Genomic DNA, 16,872 nt, shown 5'->3' on the forward strand with positions numbered 1-16,872 from the left:
CGCACTTCAGGGCATCTTCAGCCGCAACATTCCAACATTCAACTGTGAGAGGTGCATTATGAAATCACCGTCGGGATGCCAAGCTCTCGCTCGCCTCCGTCCGGCTTCGGGATCGTGACCCGCCGTACCGGGCTGGGCCGGTACGTCCCCTTGAGCAGTTGCTCGCGAATCGCCGGCCACGCCGTCACCAGATGGCGAGCGGTCTGATCAATATCCAGACCGTCCACGCCAGCGGCGCCTTTGTTGCGTCGGACCCGCCTGAACGCCTGCTTCATGTTCTCTCGCGTCAGCGCCGCTGCCAGCAGCGCCGACCCTGTGTCCTCCGGTTCGCGTCGCGGGCCGCAGGCTTCGTCGCAAGCGAGTTCCCGGGCGGCTTCACCGTCCGTTTCCCTCGCTCGCCCCGCTCGCGCGGGCTTCTGACGCAATGCCTGTTGCATCGACACGGCTTCGAACACTCCCTCTCGTTCGGTCCTTCGTCGGCGGATTCGAGCCTTGCCGGCGCTACCCCCAACTACTTCGACCTCTGCTAATGGGATGGACGCCCCCACCCGTCACGGCATCGCTGTGCCAGAGTGGAGATTCCCACGTCACCACCCGAACCGAACAGGAGCGTCCACCATGCAAATTACGACAGTCGGTATCGATTTAGCGAAGAACCTCTTCCAGGTTCACGGCATCAACGGACACGGCAAGACCGTATTGAAGAAGCAGCTCAAGCGCGACCAAGTGGTTACCTTCTTCGCCAATTTGCCTCCGTGCCTGATTGGCATGGAAGCTTGCGGCGGAGCCCACCACTGGGCGCGCAAGCTGCAGGCATTTGGTCACACCGTCAAGCTGATGGCGCCACAGTTCGTCAAGCCCTACGTCAAGACCAACAAGAACGACGCGGCCGATGCCGAGGCGATCTGCGAAGCGGTCGCGCGCCCCAACATGCGCTTCGTGCCTCTTAAGAACGTCGAGCAGCAGGCCGTGCTGGCGTTGCATCGGGTGCGCCAGGGCTTCGTCGGTGCACGAACCGCCCAAGCCAACCAGATCCGCGGACTCTTGGCAGAGTTCGGTCTTGTCGTCCCGCAGGGCCTGACCCACGTTCTCGGCCGTGTGCGCGAACTTATCGAAGACGCCAGCAATGAGCTGCCTGGCAGTTTCCGGCTGTTGATCGAGCGCCTGCTCGATCACCTCAACAGACTCGATACACAGGTCGCGGAGCTCGAGGCCCAGATCAAGGCATCGCATCGCAACAGCGAAGCAAGTCGCAAGCTCGAGAAGATTCCCGGCATCGGCCCGATTACCGCGAGCGCACTCGTGGCTACGGTCGGGGACGCCAAGAACTTTAAGAACGGCCGGCAACTCGCGGCCTGGATGGGCCTCGTACCCGCCCAGTCGTCCAGCGGCGGCAAGACGACCTTACTCGGCATCAGCAAGCGTGGCGACACCTATCTGAGAACCTTACTCATCCACGGGGCACGATCAGCAGTCAGGGCGTTTCAGAGCAAGCCGGATCAGCGCAGCAACCCCTGGCTGCAGAAGCTTCTGGGACGACGGAACCTCAACGTCGCTGCCGTCGCTCTGGCGAACAAGAACGCACGAATCGTCTGGGCACTGCTTGCATGCGACCGGGAGTACGAATCAGGCTTCTCGCCAGCAACGGCCGGCACACCCGCGTAGCGACGGCAGACAAGAAAACGCATCCAACCAACCCGACCCCGGAGAACTTCCCCCCAAAGATTGCTCAGGCAGACACGCAGATTGATGGCAGGATAGGTCAGACCGTGGCCAGCACAACCCGCAGGAAGTCAGGGCACCTCGAGTGCGCTCTGCTGATAGAGGAGCCGGCCAGCGGATTCCATCAGGGACCAGCGGGCATGTGGCCCGAGCGAAGTCCGGATACATGGCTGCAATCTCCTTCCCCACCGTCGACGACGCGCGAAGCTTGGCAAACCGGGGGCGTCCATACATGACTTCTCGCTCCGACTCGACGCCGTTACCCTTTCAGGCATGAGGCGAGATCTCCCCAGGTAAGAACGCACTCCTTCGCTGCACAACCGCCGGATTTACGCCACCTTCCCTTGATCACAAGAATTTCGCGGTTTATGGCCCGCTCGTCCTGGTTGGCACCGCCTTCTATCCGGTTCGTGTTCCTCGGCTCGCAGCTTCGCTCCACGCTTCCTCCCCACGGTCGGTCACCCTTTCGCAGTTGCGCTTCGCTTCGTTCGCTGTGATCAACTTACGGTGGGACTTGCACCCACAAGAGTGCGCCCATGCTGGGCGCACCACAAAAAAGGCGCACCATGGTGCGCCTTGCATCGTATCCCGGCCCCTTTACAGCACGTAACGCGACAGATCCTCATTGCCAGCCAGATCCCCAAGCCGCTCATCCACATACGCCGCATCGATCGTCACAGTCTCGCCCGACGACCTGGTGGCGTGGAAAGACAGGTCCTCCAGCAGCCGCTCCATCACCGTGTACAGGCGCCGCGCGCCGATGTTCTCGACCTTCTCGTTGACCGAGAAGGCGATCTCGGCCAGCCGGCGGATGCCGTCCGGCGCGAACACCAGGCTGACCTCTTCGGTGTTCAGCAGCGCCTGGTACTGTTTGGTCAGGCTGGCATCGGTCTGCGTCAGGATGGCCTCGAAGTCCTGCACGGACAGCGAATCCAGCTCGACCCGGATCGGGAAGCGGCCCTGCAGCTCGGGAATCAGATCGCTCGGCTTGGACAGGTGGAACGCACCCGAGGCAATGAACAGGATGTGGTCCGTCTTGATCATGCCGTACTTGGTGCTCACCGTAGTGCCCTCAACCAGCGGCAGCAGGTCGCGCTGCACGCCCTGGCGCGACACCTCGCCGCCGCCGATCTCGCTGCGGCTGGCGATCTTGTCGATCTCGTCCAGGAACACGATGCCGTTCTGCTCGACATTGGCGATGGCCTTGTGCTTGAGCTCTTCGTCATTGACCAGCTTGGCGGCCTCTTCGTCGATCAGCAGCTTGAAGGCTTCCTTGACCTTCATCTTGCGGCGCGCCTTCTTGCCCTGGCCCAGGCCGGCAAACATGGTGCGGATCTGCTCGGTCATGTCTTCCATGCCCGGCGGGCCCATGATGTCCATGCTCGGCATGCCGGCGGAGAGTTCCAGCTCGATTTCCTTGTCGTCGAGCGAGCCTTCGCGCAGCTTCTTGCGGAACACCTGGCGCGTGTTGGAGTCCTTCTCTTCCGGCTGTGAGAAGCCGATATCGCGCGCCGGCGGCAGCAGTACGTCGAGCAGGCGGTCCTCGGCCGCGTCCTCGGCCTTGGTGCGCACCTTCTTCATCTCGGACTCGCGCGTCTGCTTGATCGCCATCTCGGCCAGGTCGCGCACGATGGTGTCGACATCGCGGCCGACGTAGCCCACCTCGGTGAACTTGGTGGCCTCGATCTTGATGAAGGGCGCGTCGGCCAGCTTGGCCAGGCGGCGCGCGATCTCGGTCTTGCCGACGCCGGTCGGGCCGATCATCAGGATGTTCTTGGGCGTGATTTCCTGGCGCAGGGGCTCGGCCACCTGCTGGCGGCGCCAGCGGTTGCGCAGCGCCACCGCCACGGCCTTCTTGGCCTTGTTCTGGCCGATGATGTGCTTGTCGAGTTCGGAAACGATTTCCGACGGGGTCATGGTGTGCGACATGGTATCCGTTCAGTGGGGGCGCGCCGGCCTGCGCGGTGGCCGGCCTGCGCTTATTCCAGCGTCTCGATGACGAAGTTGGTGTTGGTGTAGATGCAGAGCTCGCCGGCAATGGTCAGCGCTTTCTCGACCACGTCCTTGGGCGCCATTTCGGTGTTCTCGACCAGCGCCTTGGCGGCCGACTGCGCATACGCGCCACCCGAGCCGATCGCGGCGATGCCGCCCTCGGGGTCGAGCACGTCGCCGTTGCCGGTAATGACCAGCGTGGTGTCGCGGTCGGCGGTGATCAGCATGGCTTCCAGCCGGCGCAGGGCGCGGTCCGAACGCCAGTCCTTGGCCAGGTCGACCGCGGCGCGGGTCAGGTTGCCCTGGTACTTTTCCAGCTTGGCCTCGAAGCGGTCCAGCAGCGAGAAGGCGTCGGCGGTGCTGCCGGCAAACCCGACCAGGACCTTGCCGTTGTAGATGCGGCGCACCTTGCGCGCGGTGCCCTTCATCACGATATTGCCGAGCGTGACCTGACCATCACCGCCAAGTGCGACCTGATTGCCGCGGCGGACGCTGACGATGGTAGTGCCGTGATACTGTTCCATGGTGGCTTCCGTGAATATGTCAGGACCGTAGTTGGCGACGCCCCTGGCCGGTTTCAAGGCCTGTCGCGTGCTCCGGGAAGCGCCGCCCGGTCTGACCCAATATAGGATGCCTGCCGGCAGGCTGCCGGAGGTCGCGCCAGAAAACAAAAAGGGCCATGCGCTGCCGCATGGCCCTTGTCCGGCAACGCGCGGGCCAGGGCCCGCGCGCCTTATGCATCACGCCACCTGATCAGTCGGCATATACGCCGGCCTTCTTGATCACCGGCGTCCACTTGTTGATTTCGGCGGTCAGGTAGTTGCGCAGCGAATCCGGCGTGGCGCGCTGCGCCGGCACCGCTTCGGCACCCAGCTCGGCCATCTTGGCGCGGAAGGCCGGGTCGGCCACGGCCTTTTGCAGCGCCGCCGACAGCTTGTCGATCACCGGCTTGGGCGTGCCCTTGGGCGCGTACATGGCGTGCCAGACCTTCACTTCCACGCCCGGCATGCCCTGCTCGGCCGCGGTCGGGACGTCCTTGAACGCTTCCACGCGGCGTGCCTGCATGGCCGCGTACGGCTTGACCGAATGGGCCTTGAGATGGCCGGCGAGATTGGTGGTCTGGTCGCACAGCAGGTTGACCTGGCCGCCCAGGATATCGGTCAGTGCCGGCGCAGCGCCCTTGTACGGCACGGTGGTCAGCTCGGTCTGGATCGCGCTCTGGAACAGCAGGCCGCACAGGTGCGAGGCCGAGCCGATGCCGGCGTTGGCCAGCGACAGCTTGCCGGCGTTGGCCTTGATGTACGGCAGCAGGTCCTTGAAGGTGTTCGGCGGCAGCGACTTGTTGCCGACCAGGATCATCGGCACGTCGGCGATTTCGCCGATCATCTCGAAGTCCTTGAGCGGATCGAAGCCCAGGTTGCGGTACAGCGCCGGGGCCGTGGCCATGCCGATATGGTGGATCAGCACGGTGTGGCCATCGTTCTTGGCCTGTGCCACCTTCTTGGCGCCGATGGTGCCGCCGGCGCCGCCCAGGTTTTCGATCACGATGGTCGAGCCCAGGTGCTTGGACATGATCGCGGTCAGTTCACGCGAGACCTTGTCGGTCGGGCCGCCCGCGGAGAACGGCACCACGGCCGAAATCGGCTTGCCGCCCGGGAATTCCTGCGCATACGCGCCCGCCGCCACGCCCATCGCGCTGACTGCCAGCGCACCCGCGACCATCTTTACCACTCGTTTCATGCTTTCTTCTCCTGGTTCCCTTCAATACCCGTCTTGCAATGCGTTGCCGCCGGCCCGGCCCCTGCTTGTGCGGGGGGCGCATCTGGCGCGGTTTCTGTGACCGCGCTCTTGGACCATGCCGGCTGGCTCCGCTGCCCTGCCGTAAACGGCAAGGGCGGGCCTTGATGTTAGCAACACCAGACAATACGCAGGTATAGGGGCTAACCCGCCTGCAATCAGCCGCATATGGCGGGAAACGGGGAAGATATGGCAGAGATCGGCTACAAAGGCGTGCGTTTGTGACACCCGGTGCGGCCTAACGGAAGAAACCGAGCATTTCCTCAAGCAGCGGTTCGGCCGCCTCTTCCGGGATGTAGTGCCCGCACGGCAGCGCCTGGCCGCTGATGTCGGTGGCCACCTCCTGCCACAGCGCCAGCGGCTCGAAGCAGCGCGCCACCACGCCGTGCTCGCCCCACAGCACGCGCAGCGGCAGCGCCAGCCGGCGCCCGGCCTCGCGGTCGGCGCGGTCGTGCTCCAGGTCGATGGTGGCGGCGGCACGGTAGTCCTCGCACATGGCATGCACGCGCGCCGGGTCGCGCATCGCCGCGGTGTAGGCCGCCATGGCGTCGGGGGCGAAGGGCGTCAGGCCCGCGTGGCGCAGGCCCATCAGCTTCTCGATGTAGAAATCGGGCTCGGCGTTGATCAGCGTCTCGGGGAACGGCGCCGGCTGGATCAGGAAGAACCAGTGCCAGTAGGCGGCGGCAAAGGCCATGCTGGTGCGCTCGTACATTGCCAGCGTGGGCGCGATGTCCAGCAGCATGGCGCGGCTGACCGCGTCCGGATGGTCCATGCACAGCCGGTGCGAGACGCGGGCACCGCGGTCGTGGCCGCACAGCGCAAAGTGCTCGAAACCAAATGCCGCCATCAGCGACACCTGGTCCTGCGCCATGGTGCGCTTGCTGTAGTGCTCGTGGCCGGCATTGCCGGGCGGGGCCGAACTGCTGCCGTAGCCGCGCAGGTCGGTGGCGATCACCGTGAAGTGATCTGCCAGCGCCGGCGCCACCCGGTGCCAGATCAGGTGGCTCTGCGGGTGCCCGTGCAACAGCAGCAGCGGCGGCCCCGAACCGCCGCGCACGCCGGCGATCTCGACCTCGCCGACACGCTGCCGGAAAGTTTCGAAGTTCGGGAACAGCAGCGCGCTGGCGTCATTCAGCATGGGTCGTCTCCGCTCTGGGGGGTTCTAAGGGTTGTCCTGTGCCGATCATAGGCGCAAACCGCCCCATCGGCGTGGCTGCGCCGGCGTCGCCATTCGGCGCGCTGACGCAACTGAATTGCATCAACCGGGGGCCTATGGTTAAATCTGCCCATGACCCGTCCCAGTCCGGACCGGCCGGCCGCTGTGCCGGAACCGGCGATCCCCACCCCTGCGTCCCTGGAAGCCGCCCACGAGCGCCTGCGCCAGCTGGGCGCGCGCGTGACCCAGCCGCGGCTTTGCATCCTGGCCTGCCTGATCGGCAGCGATGAGGCGCTGACGCACCAGGCCGTGATCGACCGCCTGCCCGAAGCGGGCGAGACCATCGACCGCGTCACCGTCTACCGCGTGCTGGACTGGCTGGTGGAACAGGGCGTGGCGCAGAAGCGTGCCGGCAACGACCGCGTATTCCGCTTCAGCCTGGTCGAGCACGAGGCCGCGCGCGCGCAGGAGCACCGCCAGCACAGCCATTTCCACTGCACCCGCTGCGACCGCACCTTCTGCCTGGACGATGCCAGCGCACCGGTGCAGCCGGCCGCGCCGCGCGTGCCCAGCGGCTTTTCCATCGAACATGTCGAACTGACCGTGAACGGCGTCTGCGCCGAGTGCGGCAAGCGTGCGCCCGCCTCGCCCGGCGGCGCTTCGCACTGAACGGCAATCTCTAATACCCGGAGAACAACAATGTCCAAACTGACCCCGGTCACGATCCTGACCGGCTTTCTCGGCAGCGGCAAGACCACCCTGCTCAAGCGCATCCTGAACGAGCAGCACGGCATGAAGATTGCCGTCATCGAGAACGAGTTCGGCGAAGAGAACATCGACAACGAGATCCTGGTGCAGGACGGCCGCGAGCAGATCGTGCAGATGAGCAACGGCTGCATCTGCTGCACCATCCGCGGCGACCTGGTGCAGGCGCTGTCGACGCTGCTGACGCGCCGCGACGCCGGCGAGATCGGCTTCGACCGCGTGGTGATCGAGACCACCGGCGTGGCCAACCCGGGCCCGGTGGCGCAGACCTTCTTCATGGACGAGGAAATTGCCTCGCGCTACCTGCTCGACGCGGTGATCACGCTGGTCGACGCCAAGCACGCCCACCTGCAGCTGGACAAGCAGGAAGAGGCGCAGCGTCAGGTAGGCTTTGCCGACGCCATCTTCATCACCAAGTCCGACCTGGTGACCGAAGCCGACGTGGCCGATCTGCGCCACCGCCTGCTGCACATGAACCCGCGCGCGCCGATCCGCCTGGTCAACTTCGGCGAGGCGCCGATCGACACCATCTTCGACCTGCGCGGCTTCAACCTGAACGCCAAGCTGGAGATCGACCCGGAATTCCTGCGCGCCGACGACCATGATCATGACCACGATCATGACCATGAGCACGGCGAGCATTGCGGCGACGACTGCGGCCATGACCACGGGCACGACCATGCGCACGGCCACGGCCACGGCCACGCGCACGACCACCACCATCACCACCACCATACCGACCGCATCGCGTCGTTCGTCTTCCGCAGCGACAAACCCTTCCACTATGGCAAGCTGGAGGAATTCCTGTCCGGCATCCTGGCCGTGTACGGGGAAAAACTGCTGCGCTACAAGGGCGTACTATATATGGACGGTGTGGACCGCAAAGTGGTGTTCCAGGGGGTCCACCAGCTGATGGGCAGCGACATCGGCGCCAAGTGGGAGGAAGAGACCCCGGGCACGCGCATGGTGTTCATCGGCGTGGACCTGCCCCGCGACGCCATCCTCAAGGGCCTGGAGAACTGCCTGGCCTGAGTGCACCAGTCGCCCCATCGGCGACGCCCCCTGCAGACACCACTGCGCGGCCGCCCCCCGTTCGGGGTACCGGGGAAATACCGAAGCGCCAGCCGGTTTTCCCGGTATCTCGGAGAAATTTGTTCAAGTACAATAGGCCGGATTTGATACCGGTGGCGCACCTTTTTCCCGCTGCCGGCATTTGGTCCATCGGATCTGGTGGACTTGCAGGGCGGCGGTTGTCGTCAGCATGAGGCAGGCCGCCGGCAGGTGCGGTCGCAGTGCTTCGTGCGGAGACCGCCTTTTTTCCGCCTGGGGTGCCCCGACGCGCGCCGTCACTGACTGACGCGAGAGAGAGGTGTCCCCATGACAGCCGCAACGAAGACGAAAGAAAGCCGCAGCAAGACAGGTAGTGCAGCGGCAGAGACGCTCAAGGCGCAGCCTGTGAAGGCCGCGCCCGCTCCCCGCGGCAGTACGGCGAACGCCGAAGCGGGCGCAACGAAGGGAGGCCCGCGAAGCAGCAAGACTGCAGCCAGCCAGAGTGAAACAGCCGTGGCGCGCAAGCGCGCGGACAGCGCACCCGAGCGGACCCAGACGCCGCCGGCCGCATCAACAAGAGAATCAGCAGCAACCATGAGCAGCAACAAACTTCTGACTGAAGCTGAAATCCTGAAGATGAGCGACAAGGATTACATGAACGAAGCGCAGCTCGCCTTCTTCAAGCACCGTCTTGAGCAGCTGCGCGACGAAATCCTGAAGAACGCTGACCAGACCACGGAACACCTGCGCGAAACGGTCATCGTGCCGGATCCGGCCGACCGTGCCACCATCGAGGAAGAGCATGCGCTGGAACTGCGCACGCGCGACCGCGAGCGCAAGCTGCTGAAGAAGGTGGAGCAGTCGCTGCAGCGCATCGAGTCCGGCGACTACGGCTGGTGCGAGGAAACCGGCGAGCCGATCGGCGTGCCGCGCCTCCTGGCCCGTCCCACGGCCACGCTGTCGCTGGAAGCGCAGCAACGCCGCGAACTGCGCCAGAAGCTGTTCGGCGACTGATGCGCCGCGCGCCGGCACGGCCGGTGCGGCAGACGTAACGTGACGGCCCGGTTACCCGGGCCGTTTGCTTTGGCGGGGCCGCGTCCGCTTTGTCGTGCCGTCGCCACGGCCTACCATTGAGAATCGTCCGGCTGTTGCCGCCCCGGCCTTTCTGGTAAATTCGCAACCTTGTTGCAACAACGCAGCCAGCGCCTGGGCTGTGTAGTCCCTCGTCACTTCCACTTCTCCTGCCATGGCTGATCGCCTGCCTGTCACCGTGCTGTCCGGCTTCCCCGGCGCCGGCAAGACCACGCTGCTGAACCACCTGCTCGCGCACAGCGCGGGCCGGCGCATGGCCGTGCTGGTCTGCGGGCCGCAGGACGGGCAGGCGCTGGCGCCGCTGCCGCCCGGCTGCGAGGCCACGGTGCTGCCCGCGGGCGACGCCCTGCTCGGCGAAGCCGCGCGGCTTGCCGCCGAGGGCCGCTTTGACGCGCTGCTGATGGAAGCCGACGGCCTGGACGAGCCGCTCGCGATTGCCGAAGGCTTTCTGTTCGAGGCCGAGCATGGCGCCGGGCCCGGCGCGGCGGTGCAACCCGACACGCTGGTGACGGTGATCGATGCCGCCACCTTCCTGCGCGACCTCAACGAGGCCGAGTTCCTGGCCGACCGCGGGCTGGCGCCGGCCACGGACGATAACCGGACCGTGGCTGAAGTGCTGGTGGCGCAGGTCGAATGCTGCGACGTGATCGTGCTGAACAAGGCCGACCTCGCCAGCGCGGCTGAACTGGCGCGGCTGCACGCCGTACTGCAGGCGCTGAACCCGCGTGCCGACATCGTCGAAGCCAGCTTCGGCAAGGTGCCGCCGGAGCGCGTGCAAGGCACCGGCCGCTTCGACTTTGAAGCCGCCGCGGACGCCCCGGGCTGGCTTGCCGCGCTGCGCGGCGAGGCGCCGGCTGCCAACGCCAGCGGCGTCTCCACGCTGGTCTACCGCCGCCGCCGCCCGTTCCATCCGCAACGCTTCGCCGACCTGATCCATACCGAATGGCTGCGCGAGCACGGCAGCGTGCTGCGCTCCAGGGGCCTGTTCTGGCTGGCCAGCCGCATGGATACCGCGGGTGACTGGAACCAGTCCGGCGGCGTCTGCCGCCATGGCGGCGCCGGCGCCTGGTGGGCCGCGCTGGATCCGGCCGAATGGCCGGCCGACACCGCCGAACGCGCCGAAGTCGAAGCCGACATGCAGGTCGACGGCGCCCCCGCAGCCTTCGGCGACCGCCGCCAGGAACTGGTGCTGACCGGCCTGGACCTGGACCATGCGGCGCTGCAGGCCCGGCTCGACGCCTGCCTGCTGAGCGATGCCGAGATGGCCGCGGGCGCACAAGCCTGGGCGGCCTATGCGGATCCATTCCCCGGCTGGGTCGACGACTTCGACGACGACCACGATCATGCCCATGGCCACGACCATGGCGACAACGATTGCGGCTGCGGCGATCCCGACCACCACCACGGCAACCACGCCGGCCATCCGCATGCGCACTGACTGGTTCGCCCGCCTGCGCGCGCACGGCCCGGGCCTCTGGTCCGCGCTGTGGCTGGCGCTATGCCTGCTGCTGGCGCAGCACGCCGGGCTGACCCACCGCATCGCGCACGGCGGCCTGCTTGCGCCGTCGGCCTCCGTGACAACGGCCGACGCGGCCTCCGCCAACGACCCCGAGCCGCACCCGCTGGCGCAGAAGTTCAGCGGCCACTCGTGCGTGCTGTTCGATGGCGCCACGGTTGCCGACACCCTGTGCGGCAAGCTGCCGCTGCCACCGCTTGCCTTTGCCAAACCGGTCAAGCCGGCCAACCTGGCCTGGCGCTGGCCCGACCTGCCCGCCACCCACCCCTTCCAATCGCGCGCGCCGCCGGCGCCGGCCATCGCCCTCGCCTGATCCGGGACGCGGCCCTCGCCGCGCATCCGGCTGAACAATTCCGAGCTGAACGCCTGCCCATTCCGGCTGCGCGGCCACGCCCATCGCGGGTGGCCGGCTCCGTGCCGGGCAGCTGCCGTGCCAGCCGGGCCGATTGCCATTGCCTCGCTCCGCGCGCCATGTCGAAAAACCGTTACACCGCACCAACCAGCGCACCGCGCCTGACCCCGCTGGCGGCCCTTGCCGCTTCCCTCACCGCCACCATGGCCACCGCTTTCGTCGCCCCCGCCGCGCTGGCACAGGCCGCCACGGCACCTGCCGCCGACAGCGCACCCGCCACGGCCACTGCCACCGCGCCGGCCGGCACCACGCTGCGCGAAGTCGTCGTCACCGCCAACCCGCTCGGCAGCGACCTCAACGACATGGTGGCGCCGGTATCGACGCTCGGCGGCGACACCCTGGCCGTGCGCCAGGGCAGCACGCTGGGCGACACGCTCGACAAGCTGCCCGGGGTCTCGTCCAGCTACTTCGGGCCCAATGCCAGCCGGCCGGTGATCCGCGGCCTGGACGGCGACCGCATCAAGGTGCTGCAGAACGGCGGCACCACGGTCGACGCGTCTACGCTGTCCTACGACCACGCCGTGCCGGTGGACCCGCTCGTGGCCGAGCGCATCGAGGTCGTGCGCGGCCCGGCGGCGCTGATGTACGGCGGCAACGCCATCGGCGGCGTGGTCAATGTGATCGACAACCGGATTCCGAAGGAGCCGATCGAAGGCATCGGCGGCGCGGTCGATGCCAGCGCCACCGCGGGCGGCGACCAGGCGCGCAACGCCGGCGCGCTGATCGAGGCCGGCAACGGCAAGTTCGCCGTCCACGCCGACGCCTTCGCGCGCAAGACCAGCGACCTGCGCATCCCCGGCTTCGCCCGCAGCGACCGCCTGCGCACCGCCGATCCGCTGCCCGCAGGCGAGACCGAAGCCTATGGCCGCCTGCCCAACACCAGCGCGCAGCAGGAAGGCGGCGCGATGGGCGGCTCCTACACTTGGGCCGACGGCTTCGTCGGCGCCAACTACAGCGCCTACCGCAATGAGTACGGCACGCCCGCCGAGGACGACGTACGGCTGAAGATGCGGCAGGACCGCTTTGCGCTGGAAGGCGAGGCGCGCAACCTGGCCGGCAACACCGCCGGCTGGCTCGAATCGGTCAAGGGCAAGTTCAGCTATACCGACTACGAGCACAAGGAGATCGAAGGCGGCGAGACCGGCACCATCTTCAAGAACCGCGGCTGGGATGCGCGCCTTGAAGCCAAGCACGCGAAGATTGGCAACATGACCGGGGTGATCGGCACCCAGTTCGGCCACACCGATTTCTCGGCGCTGGGCGAGGAAGCCTTCGTGCCGAGCACCAACACCGACAACGCCGCGCTATTCGTGTTCGAGGAACTGCCGCTGACTGCTTCCGGCGACCTCAAGCTGAACCTGGGCGGGCGCCTGGACCACAGCAGCATCAAGGCCAGCGCCAACGGCAACGACCGCTTTACCGATGCCAACCGCAGCTTCAACGCCACCAGCGCCTCGGCCGGCCTGCTCTACAAGGTCAACCCGCTGTGGTCGCTGACCAGCAACCTGTCGTACACCGAGCGCGCGCCGACCTTCTACGAGCTGTATGCCAATGGCCCCCACGTGGCCACCGGCGCCTGGGAGCTGGGCGACCCCAATGCCAACAAGGAGCGGGCCACGTCGATCGACCTGGGCGTGCGCTTCAAGTCCGGCGCGCACAGCGCCAGCGTGTCGGGCTACTACAGCCGCTTTGCCAACTACCTGGCGCTGAACGCCACCGGCCGCACGCGTGACGAGGCGGGCGACGTGGTCGCCGCCGGCAGCCCGGGTGCGCTGCCGGAGTTCCAGTACCTGGGTGTGCCGGCCACACTGTATGGCTTCGAGGCCGAAGGCAAGACGCGGCTGCTGCAGAAGATGCTGACCACCAGCGACACGCTGGACTTCGAGGCGCGCGCCGACTACGTGCGCGGCGAGAACCGCGACACCGGCGAACCGCTGCCGCGCCTGGCACCGCTGCGCCTGGGTGGCGCGCTGGTGTATGGCGCGGGCCCGTGGGGCGCGCGCGTGGATGTGACCTACGCCGCCAAGCAAACCCGCGTGCCAACCAACGACACGCCGACCGATGCCTATACGCTGCTGAGCCTGGCGCTGACCTACAAGTTCAAGGTGTCGGGCACGCAGACGCTGGTGTACCTGCGCGGCGACAACCTGACCAACCAGGATGCGCGCAACTCGGCGTCGATCCTGCGTGATATCGCGCCGCTGGCCGGGCGCAGTGTCAAGGTGGGGTTCAGGACGTCGTTCTGAGGACGCGGGCAGGCGTGGTGAATCAATCCCGGTTCACCACCCACTCCCCCTCCACCGCCAGCGCCTTCACCCCCACCAGCGCGCGCACCGTCTGCGCGCAGATCTCGGCCATCGCCAGCCCCGGCATAAAGCGCTGGCGGATGCGCACCATCAGCGGCGCGGCTTCCATCCATGCCGCCAGCGCGTCCTGGGCCATGCGCTGCTGCTCCAGCAGCTTGAACTTGACCAGCACCTTGACCGCATGGCTGGCATTGCGCGCCGGATCGGCGCCCAGATAGGCCAGGCGCCCCTGGGCGCGTTCGACCGCCGCCGCCACGTCGGCAAACATCCGGCCGTGGCCCGGGATCACCAGCCGCGCGTCCAGTTGCGCGATGCGTTCCAGCACCGCCGCCTGCTCGGCAAAGCCGCTCTCGCCATCCAGCTCGGGGAAGATCACGCCGAAGCCGTTCTCCCACAGCGCATCGCCGGAAACCAGGATGCGCTCGGCCGGCGCGAACAGCATCACCGCGTGCGGGTCATGGCCAGGGGCGGCCACGACTTGCCAGTCGATGCCGCCGAGGCGCAGCCTGTCGCCATCATTCAGCACGCTGTCGAAGGTGAAGCGGTCGCACTGCTGGCCGGTGGCGTTGTAGCTGAGCGCTTCCGTGTCCCACGCGGCAACGGCTGCGGCCTCGGCCGCGGGGATCGCGGTGCGCGGCTGCCAGCGCGCCTGCAGCGCGGCATTGCCGCCGCAGTGGTCGGAGTGGAGATGGGTATTGATCACGCGCGTGAGCGGCCTGCCCTGCAAGGCCGCCGCCACCAGCGCCACCGTCTGCGGCGCGTGGGTGACGTAGCCGGTATCGACCAGCACCGTATCGTCGCCCTCAACGAACAGGATATTGTTGGCCGACAGCCAGCCGCGCTCGAACACGCGCATGGTGGCCGGCAACTGCGGGAGCAGGCGTTCGCTCAAGGGGATGTCTCCTCGCCTGCCAGCCATGCGGCGCGCTGCGGCAGTTGCGCCCAGATGCGGCGCTTGTCTTCGTCGCCGGCGGACGACCAGCCGGCAATCTCTTCGATGGTGCGCAGGCAGCCGGCGCAGTAGCCGGTGGCCGGATCCATGCGGCAGACGTTGCGGCATGGCGACGGCACCGGCGAGGCCCGCAGCGCGGCGTCGGCCTGCGCGGCCAGCAAGGCAGGCGTGGGGGCCATGGCGTTGTGCTCGCTCGCCACTCAGCCCGCCGCGCGCGCGGCCTTGGCCGCCACTTTCTGGTTGAAGCGGCCGGCGTCGATCAGGTGGCGCTCATGCACGCCCTCGGAGATCTTGTCCTCGCCGTCCCAGGCGCTCAGCTGGAAGCGCAGGCGGCGCCCGTCCACCGCCACCAGTTCGCCCTTGACCGTCACCGTCATGCCCGGCGGCGTCGGCGCCAGGTGCGAGAAGCTGACCAGCGTGCCGAGCGACTGCTCGCGCGGCCAGTCCAGGTGCTCGCGCAGCATCTGCAGGCAGGCACATTCCATGATGCCGACCATATAGCCGGTGGCCAGCACGTCGGGCATCTCGGGGCAGCCCGGGATATCGTCGTACAGGCGCGGCACTGTGGCCTTGGCCGGCACCGTGTATTGCCAGCTGAAGGTCAGGCCGGGGCGCAGGTCGGGACTCATGCCACGGAGCCTGCCGCGACGTCGGCCACTTCGGCGCCCGTCATCTGCTGCAACTGGTGCGGCGTCAGGTTGAAGACGGCATGGGGATGCCCCGCCGCGGCCCACAAGCTGTCATAGCGGAACAGGTCCTGGTCCAGCAGCATCACCGGCGCCACCGCATGGCCGATCGGGCAGACGCCGCCGATGGCATAGCCGGTCTTCTCGCGCACGAAGCGCGCGTCGGCCTTGCCCAGCGCGCCCACGCGCGCGGCCACCTTGGCCTCGTCGACGCGGTTGCTGCCGCTGGCGATCACCAGCACTGGCGCATCGTCGGCCACGCGCCGGAAGATGATGGACTTGGCGATCTCCGCCACGCTGCAGCCCAGGCCCGCCGCGGCCTCGGCCGAGGTCTTGCCGGTGGCCGGCAGCATCACCACGGGCCGGTCATGGCCAAGCCCGGCCAGCAGGTCCGCCACGCGCTGCGCGGACTCGGGCAGCGCTTCGTCATTCACCGTCATGCGTTCTTCTCCTTGTTCTGTGGCCCGCGCCTGATCCGCACTTACGCGCAGGCGGGCGCCGCATCGCTGGCGGCGGCCCACTTGGTCAGCAAGGCACGGCCCACGCGCGAGCTGTTGGTGCGGCCGATTGCCTGCGAGATATAGTCGCCGGTGCGCACCACCGCTTCCAGGTCGATGCCGGTGTGGATGCCCATGCCGTGCAGCATGTACAGCACGTCCTCGGTCGCCACGTTGCCGGTCGCGCCCTTGGCGTACGGGCAGCCGCCCAGCCCCGCCACCGACGCATGGAAGATCGCGATGCCCACTTCCAGGCTGGCCAGGATATTGGACAGCGCCTGCCCGTAGGTATCGTGGAAATGGCCCGACAGGCGGTCCAGCGCAAACTCCGCCGCCGCGGCGCGCATCACCTCCTGCACGCGCACGGGGGTGCCCACGCCGATGGTGTCGGCAATGTCGATCTCGTCGCAGCCCAGCTCGCGCATGCGGCGCACCACGTCGACCACCGCGTGCACCGGCACCTCGCCCTGGTACGGGCAGCCCAGCGCGCACGAGATGCTGCCGCGCAGGCGCACGCCCTTCTCCTTGGCTGCGGCGGCCACCGGCGCAAAGCGCGCGATCGACTCGGCGATCGAGCAGTTGATGTTCTTCTGCGAGAACGCCTCGCTGGCGGCGCCGAAGATCACCACCTCGTCGGCACCGGCGTCGATCGCGCCTTCAAACCCCTTCATGTTCGGCGTCAGCGCCGAATACAGCGTGCCGGGCCGGCGCTGGATGCGCGCCATCACGTCGGCACCGTCGGCCATCTGCGGCACCCACTTGGGCGACACGAACGACGCGGCCTCGATATTGACGAAGCCGGCATCGGTCAGCTGGTTGATCAGCGCGACCTTGACCTCGGTCGGCACCATCGCCTTCTCGTTCTGCAGGCCGTCGCGCGGGCCGACTTCAACGATCTTCACGTAGTTCGGCATGGTCATGGCTGTCTC

General features: G+C 67.3%; 16 protein-coding genes and 1 pseudogene. 7 read left to right on the forward strand and 10 right to left on the reverse strand.

Annotation, left to right across the window (positions count from 1 at the left end; translation table 11 throughout):
* Positions 1-65 precede the first annotated feature (65 nt).
* Positions 66-443, reverse strand: a pseudogene (locus tag AC07UK_RS28930) (group II intron reverse transcriptase/maturase); the annotation flags it as partial.
* 175 nt (positions 444-618) lie between these two features.
* On the opposite strand from AC07UK_RS28930, the gene AC07UK_RS28935 reads away from it, so the two are divergent.
* The gene (locus tag AC07UK_RS28935; RefSeq protein WP_435384867.1) at positions 619-1,665 is read left to right on the forward strand and encodes an IS110 family RNA-guided transposase; all 1,047 of its coding nucleotides are present in this window, start codon (positions 619-621) and stop codon (positions 1,663-1,665) included.
* Positions 1,666-2,319: 654 nt separating this feature from the next.
* Here AC07UK_RS28935 and hslU read toward each other — a convergent pair.
* The 4 genes from hslU to AC07UK_RS28955 form a co-directional block, all read right to left on the reverse strand.
* Positions 2,320-3,651, reverse strand: a complete 1,332-nt coding sequence (hslU, locus tag AC07UK_RS28940) for an ATP-dependent protease ATPase subunit HslU (protein ID WP_436220627.1) — start codon at positions 3,649-3,651, stop codon at positions 2,320-2,322.
* 50 nt (positions 3,652-3,701) lie between these two features.
* Positions 3,702-4,238 (reverse strand): ATP-dependent protease subunit HslV, encoded by a 537-nt coding sequence (gene hslV, locus AC07UK_RS28945; RefSeq protein ID WP_010813287.1) that lies wholly within the window; start codon positions 4,236-4,238, stop codon positions 3,702-3,704.
* A 229-nt stretch (positions 4,239-4,467) separates the two neighbouring features.
* Entirely contained in the window at positions 4,468-5,454 is a 987-nt protein-coding gene (locus tag AC07UK_RS28950; RefSeq protein WP_436220626.1) for a tripartite tricarboxylate transporter substrate-binding protein, read from the reverse strand.
* Positions 5,455-5,749: 295 nt separating this feature from the next.
* Positions 5,750-6,649: an alpha/beta fold hydrolase gene (locus AC07UK_RS28955; RefSeq protein WP_479943925.1), complete on the reverse strand. Its 900-nt coding sequence runs from the start codon at positions 6,647-6,649 to the stop codon at positions 5,750-5,752.
* Between the two features lie 150 nt (positions 6,650-6,799).
* Here AC07UK_RS28955 and AC07UK_RS28960 point away from each other — a divergent pair, with 150 nt between their 5' ends.
* From AC07UK_RS28960 to AC07UK_RS28985, 6 genes are all read left to right on the forward strand, one after another.
* Positions 6,800-7,336: a Fur family transcriptional regulator gene (locus AC07UK_RS28960; protein ID WP_494686972.1), complete on the forward strand. Its 537-nt coding sequence runs from the start codon at positions 6,800-6,802 to the stop codon at positions 7,334-7,336.
* 30 nt (positions 7,337-7,366) lie between these two features.
* Positions 7,367-8,464 (forward strand): CobW family GTP-binding protein, encoded by a 1,098-nt coding sequence (locus AC07UK_RS28965; protein WP_494686971.1) that lies wholly within the window; start codon positions 7,367-7,369, stop codon positions 8,462-8,464.
* Between the two features lie 612 nt (positions 8,465-9,076).
* Positions 9,077-9,496, forward strand: a complete 420-nt coding sequence (gene dksA, locus AC07UK_RS28970; RefSeq protein WP_010813282.1) for an RNA polymerase-binding protein DksA — start codon at positions 9,077-9,079, stop codon at positions 9,494-9,496.
* A gap of 232 nt (positions 9,497-9,728) precedes the next feature.
* Positions 9,729-11,012, forward strand: a complete 1,284-nt coding sequence (locus tag AC07UK_RS28975; RefSeq protein WP_494686970.1) for a GTP-binding protein — start codon at positions 9,729-9,731, stop codon at positions 11,010-11,012.
* On the forward strand, positions 10,936-11,403 hold the full coding sequence (locus tag AC07UK_RS28980; RefSeq protein ID WP_494686969.1) for a hypothetical protein: 468 nt from the start codon (positions 10,936-10,938) through the stop codon (positions 11,401-11,403). Before AC07UK_RS28975 ends, AC07UK_RS28980 begins: the two co-directional genes overlap by 77 nt.
* Positions 11,404-11,561: 158 nt before the next feature.
* Positions 11,562-13,748 (forward strand): TonB-dependent receptor, encoded by a 2,187-nt coding sequence (locus tag AC07UK_RS28985; RefSeq protein WP_494686968.1) that lies wholly within the window; start codon positions 11,562-11,564, stop codon positions 13,746-13,748.
* A 22-nt stretch (positions 13,749-13,770) separates the two neighbouring features.
* On the opposite strand, the gene AC07UK_RS28990 is transcribed toward AC07UK_RS28985, so the two are convergent.
* The 5 genes from AC07UK_RS28990 to AC07UK_RS29010 are packed head-to-tail and all read right to left on the reverse strand — an operon-like array spanning position 13,771 to position 16,863.
* Positions 13,771-14,727, reverse strand: a complete 957-nt coding sequence (locus AC07UK_RS28990) for an MBL fold metallo-hydrolase (protein ID WP_494686967.1) — start codon at positions 14,725-14,727, stop codon at positions 13,771-13,773.
* Positions 14,697-14,939, reverse strand: a complete 243-nt coding sequence (locus AC07UK_RS28995; RefSeq protein WP_494686966.1) for a DUF1289 domain-containing protein — start codon at positions 14,937-14,939, stop codon at positions 14,697-14,699. Before AC07UK_RS28995 ends, AC07UK_RS28990 begins: the two co-directional genes overlap by 31 nt.
* A 21-nt stretch (positions 14,940-14,960) precedes the next feature.
* Positions 14,961-15,389, reverse strand: a complete 429-nt coding sequence (locus tag AC07UK_RS29000) for a thioesterase family protein (RefSeq protein ID WP_494686965.1) — start codon at positions 15,387-15,389, stop codon at positions 14,961-14,963.
* Entirely contained in the window at positions 15,386-15,886 is a 501-nt protein-coding gene (locus AC07UK_RS29005; RefSeq protein WP_010813275.1) for a YbaK/EbsC family protein, read from the reverse strand. The genes AC07UK_RS29000 and AC07UK_RS29005 overlap by 4 nt, the downstream gene beginning before the upstream one ends.
* A 41-nt stretch (positions 15,887-15,927) precedes the next feature.
* A complete protein-coding gene (locus AC07UK_RS29010; RefSeq protein WP_436220616.1) occupies positions 15,928-16,863 on the reverse strand; it encodes a hydroxymethylglutaryl-CoA lyase in 936 nt (311 codons plus the stop codon).
* Between the last annotated feature and the right edge of the window lie 9 nt (positions 16,864-16,872).

The organism is Cupriavidus sp. GW821-FHT07C08 (assembly GCF_059419025.1).

Bases quoted from the DNA above. Each gene is read 5' to 3' on its own strand.
- AC07UK_RS28975 (WP_494686970.1), top strand. From the start codon at position 9,729: ATGGCTGATCGCCTGCCTGTCACCGTGCTGTCCGGCTTCCCCGGCGCC.
- dksA (WP_010813282.1), top strand. From the start codon at position 9,077: ATGAGCAGCAACAAACTTCTGACTGAAGCTGAAATCCTGAAGATGAGC.
- hslU (WP_436220627.1), bottom strand. From the start codon at position 3,651: ATGTCGCACACCATGACCCCGTCGGAAATCGTTTCCGAACTCGACAAG.
- AC07UK_RS28935 (WP_435384867.1), top strand. From the start codon at position 619: ATGCAAATTACGACAGTCGGTATCGATTTAGCGAAGAACCTCTTCCAG.
- AC07UK_RS28960 (WP_494686972.1), top strand. From the start codon at position 6,800: ATGACCCGTCCCAGTCCGGACCGGCCGGCCGCTGTGCCGGAACCGGCG.
- AC07UK_RS28985 (WP_494686968.1), top strand. From the start codon at position 11,562: ATGTCGAAAAACCGTTACACCGCACCAACCAGCGCACCGCGCCTGACC.
- AC07UK_RS28950 (WP_436220626.1), bottom strand. From the start codon at position 5,454: ATGAAACGAGTGGTAAAGATGGTCGCGGGTGCGCTGGCAGTCAGCGCG.
- AC07UK_RS28990 (WP_494686967.1), bottom strand. From the start codon at position 14,727: ATGGCTGGCAGGCGAGGAGACATCCCCTTGAGCGAACGCCTGCTCCCG.
- AC07UK_RS29005 (WP_010813275.1), bottom strand. From the start codon at position 15,886: ATGACGGTGAATGACGAAGCGCTGCCCGAGTCCGCGCAGCGCGTGGCG.
- AC07UK_RS29000 (WP_494686965.1), bottom strand. From the start codon at position 15,389: ATGAGTCCCGACCTGCGCCCCGGCCTGACCTTCAGCTGGCAATACACG.
- AC07UK_RS28995 (WP_494686966.1), bottom strand. From the start codon at position 14,939: ATGGCCCCCACGCCTGCCTTGCTGGCCGCGCAGGCCGACGCCGCGCTG.
- AC07UK_RS29010 (WP_436220616.1), bottom strand. From the start codon at position 16,863: ATGACCATGCCGAACTACGTGAAGATCGTTGAAGTCGGCCCGCGCGAC.
- AC07UK_RS28980 (WP_494686969.1), top strand. From the start codon at position 10,936: ATGGCGACAACGATTGCGGCTGCGGCGATCCCGACCACCACCACGGCA.
- AC07UK_RS28965 (WP_494686971.1), top strand. From the start codon at position 7,367: ATGTCCAAACTGACCCCGGTCACGATCCTGACCGGCTTTCTCGGCAGC.
- hslV (WP_010813287.1), bottom strand. From the start codon at position 4,238: ATGGAACAGTATCACGGCACTACCATCGTCAGCGTCCGCCGCGGCAAT.
- AC07UK_RS28955 (WP_479943925.1), bottom strand. From the start codon at position 6,649: ATGCTGAATGACGCCAGCGCGCTGCTGTTCCCGAACTTCGAAACTTTC.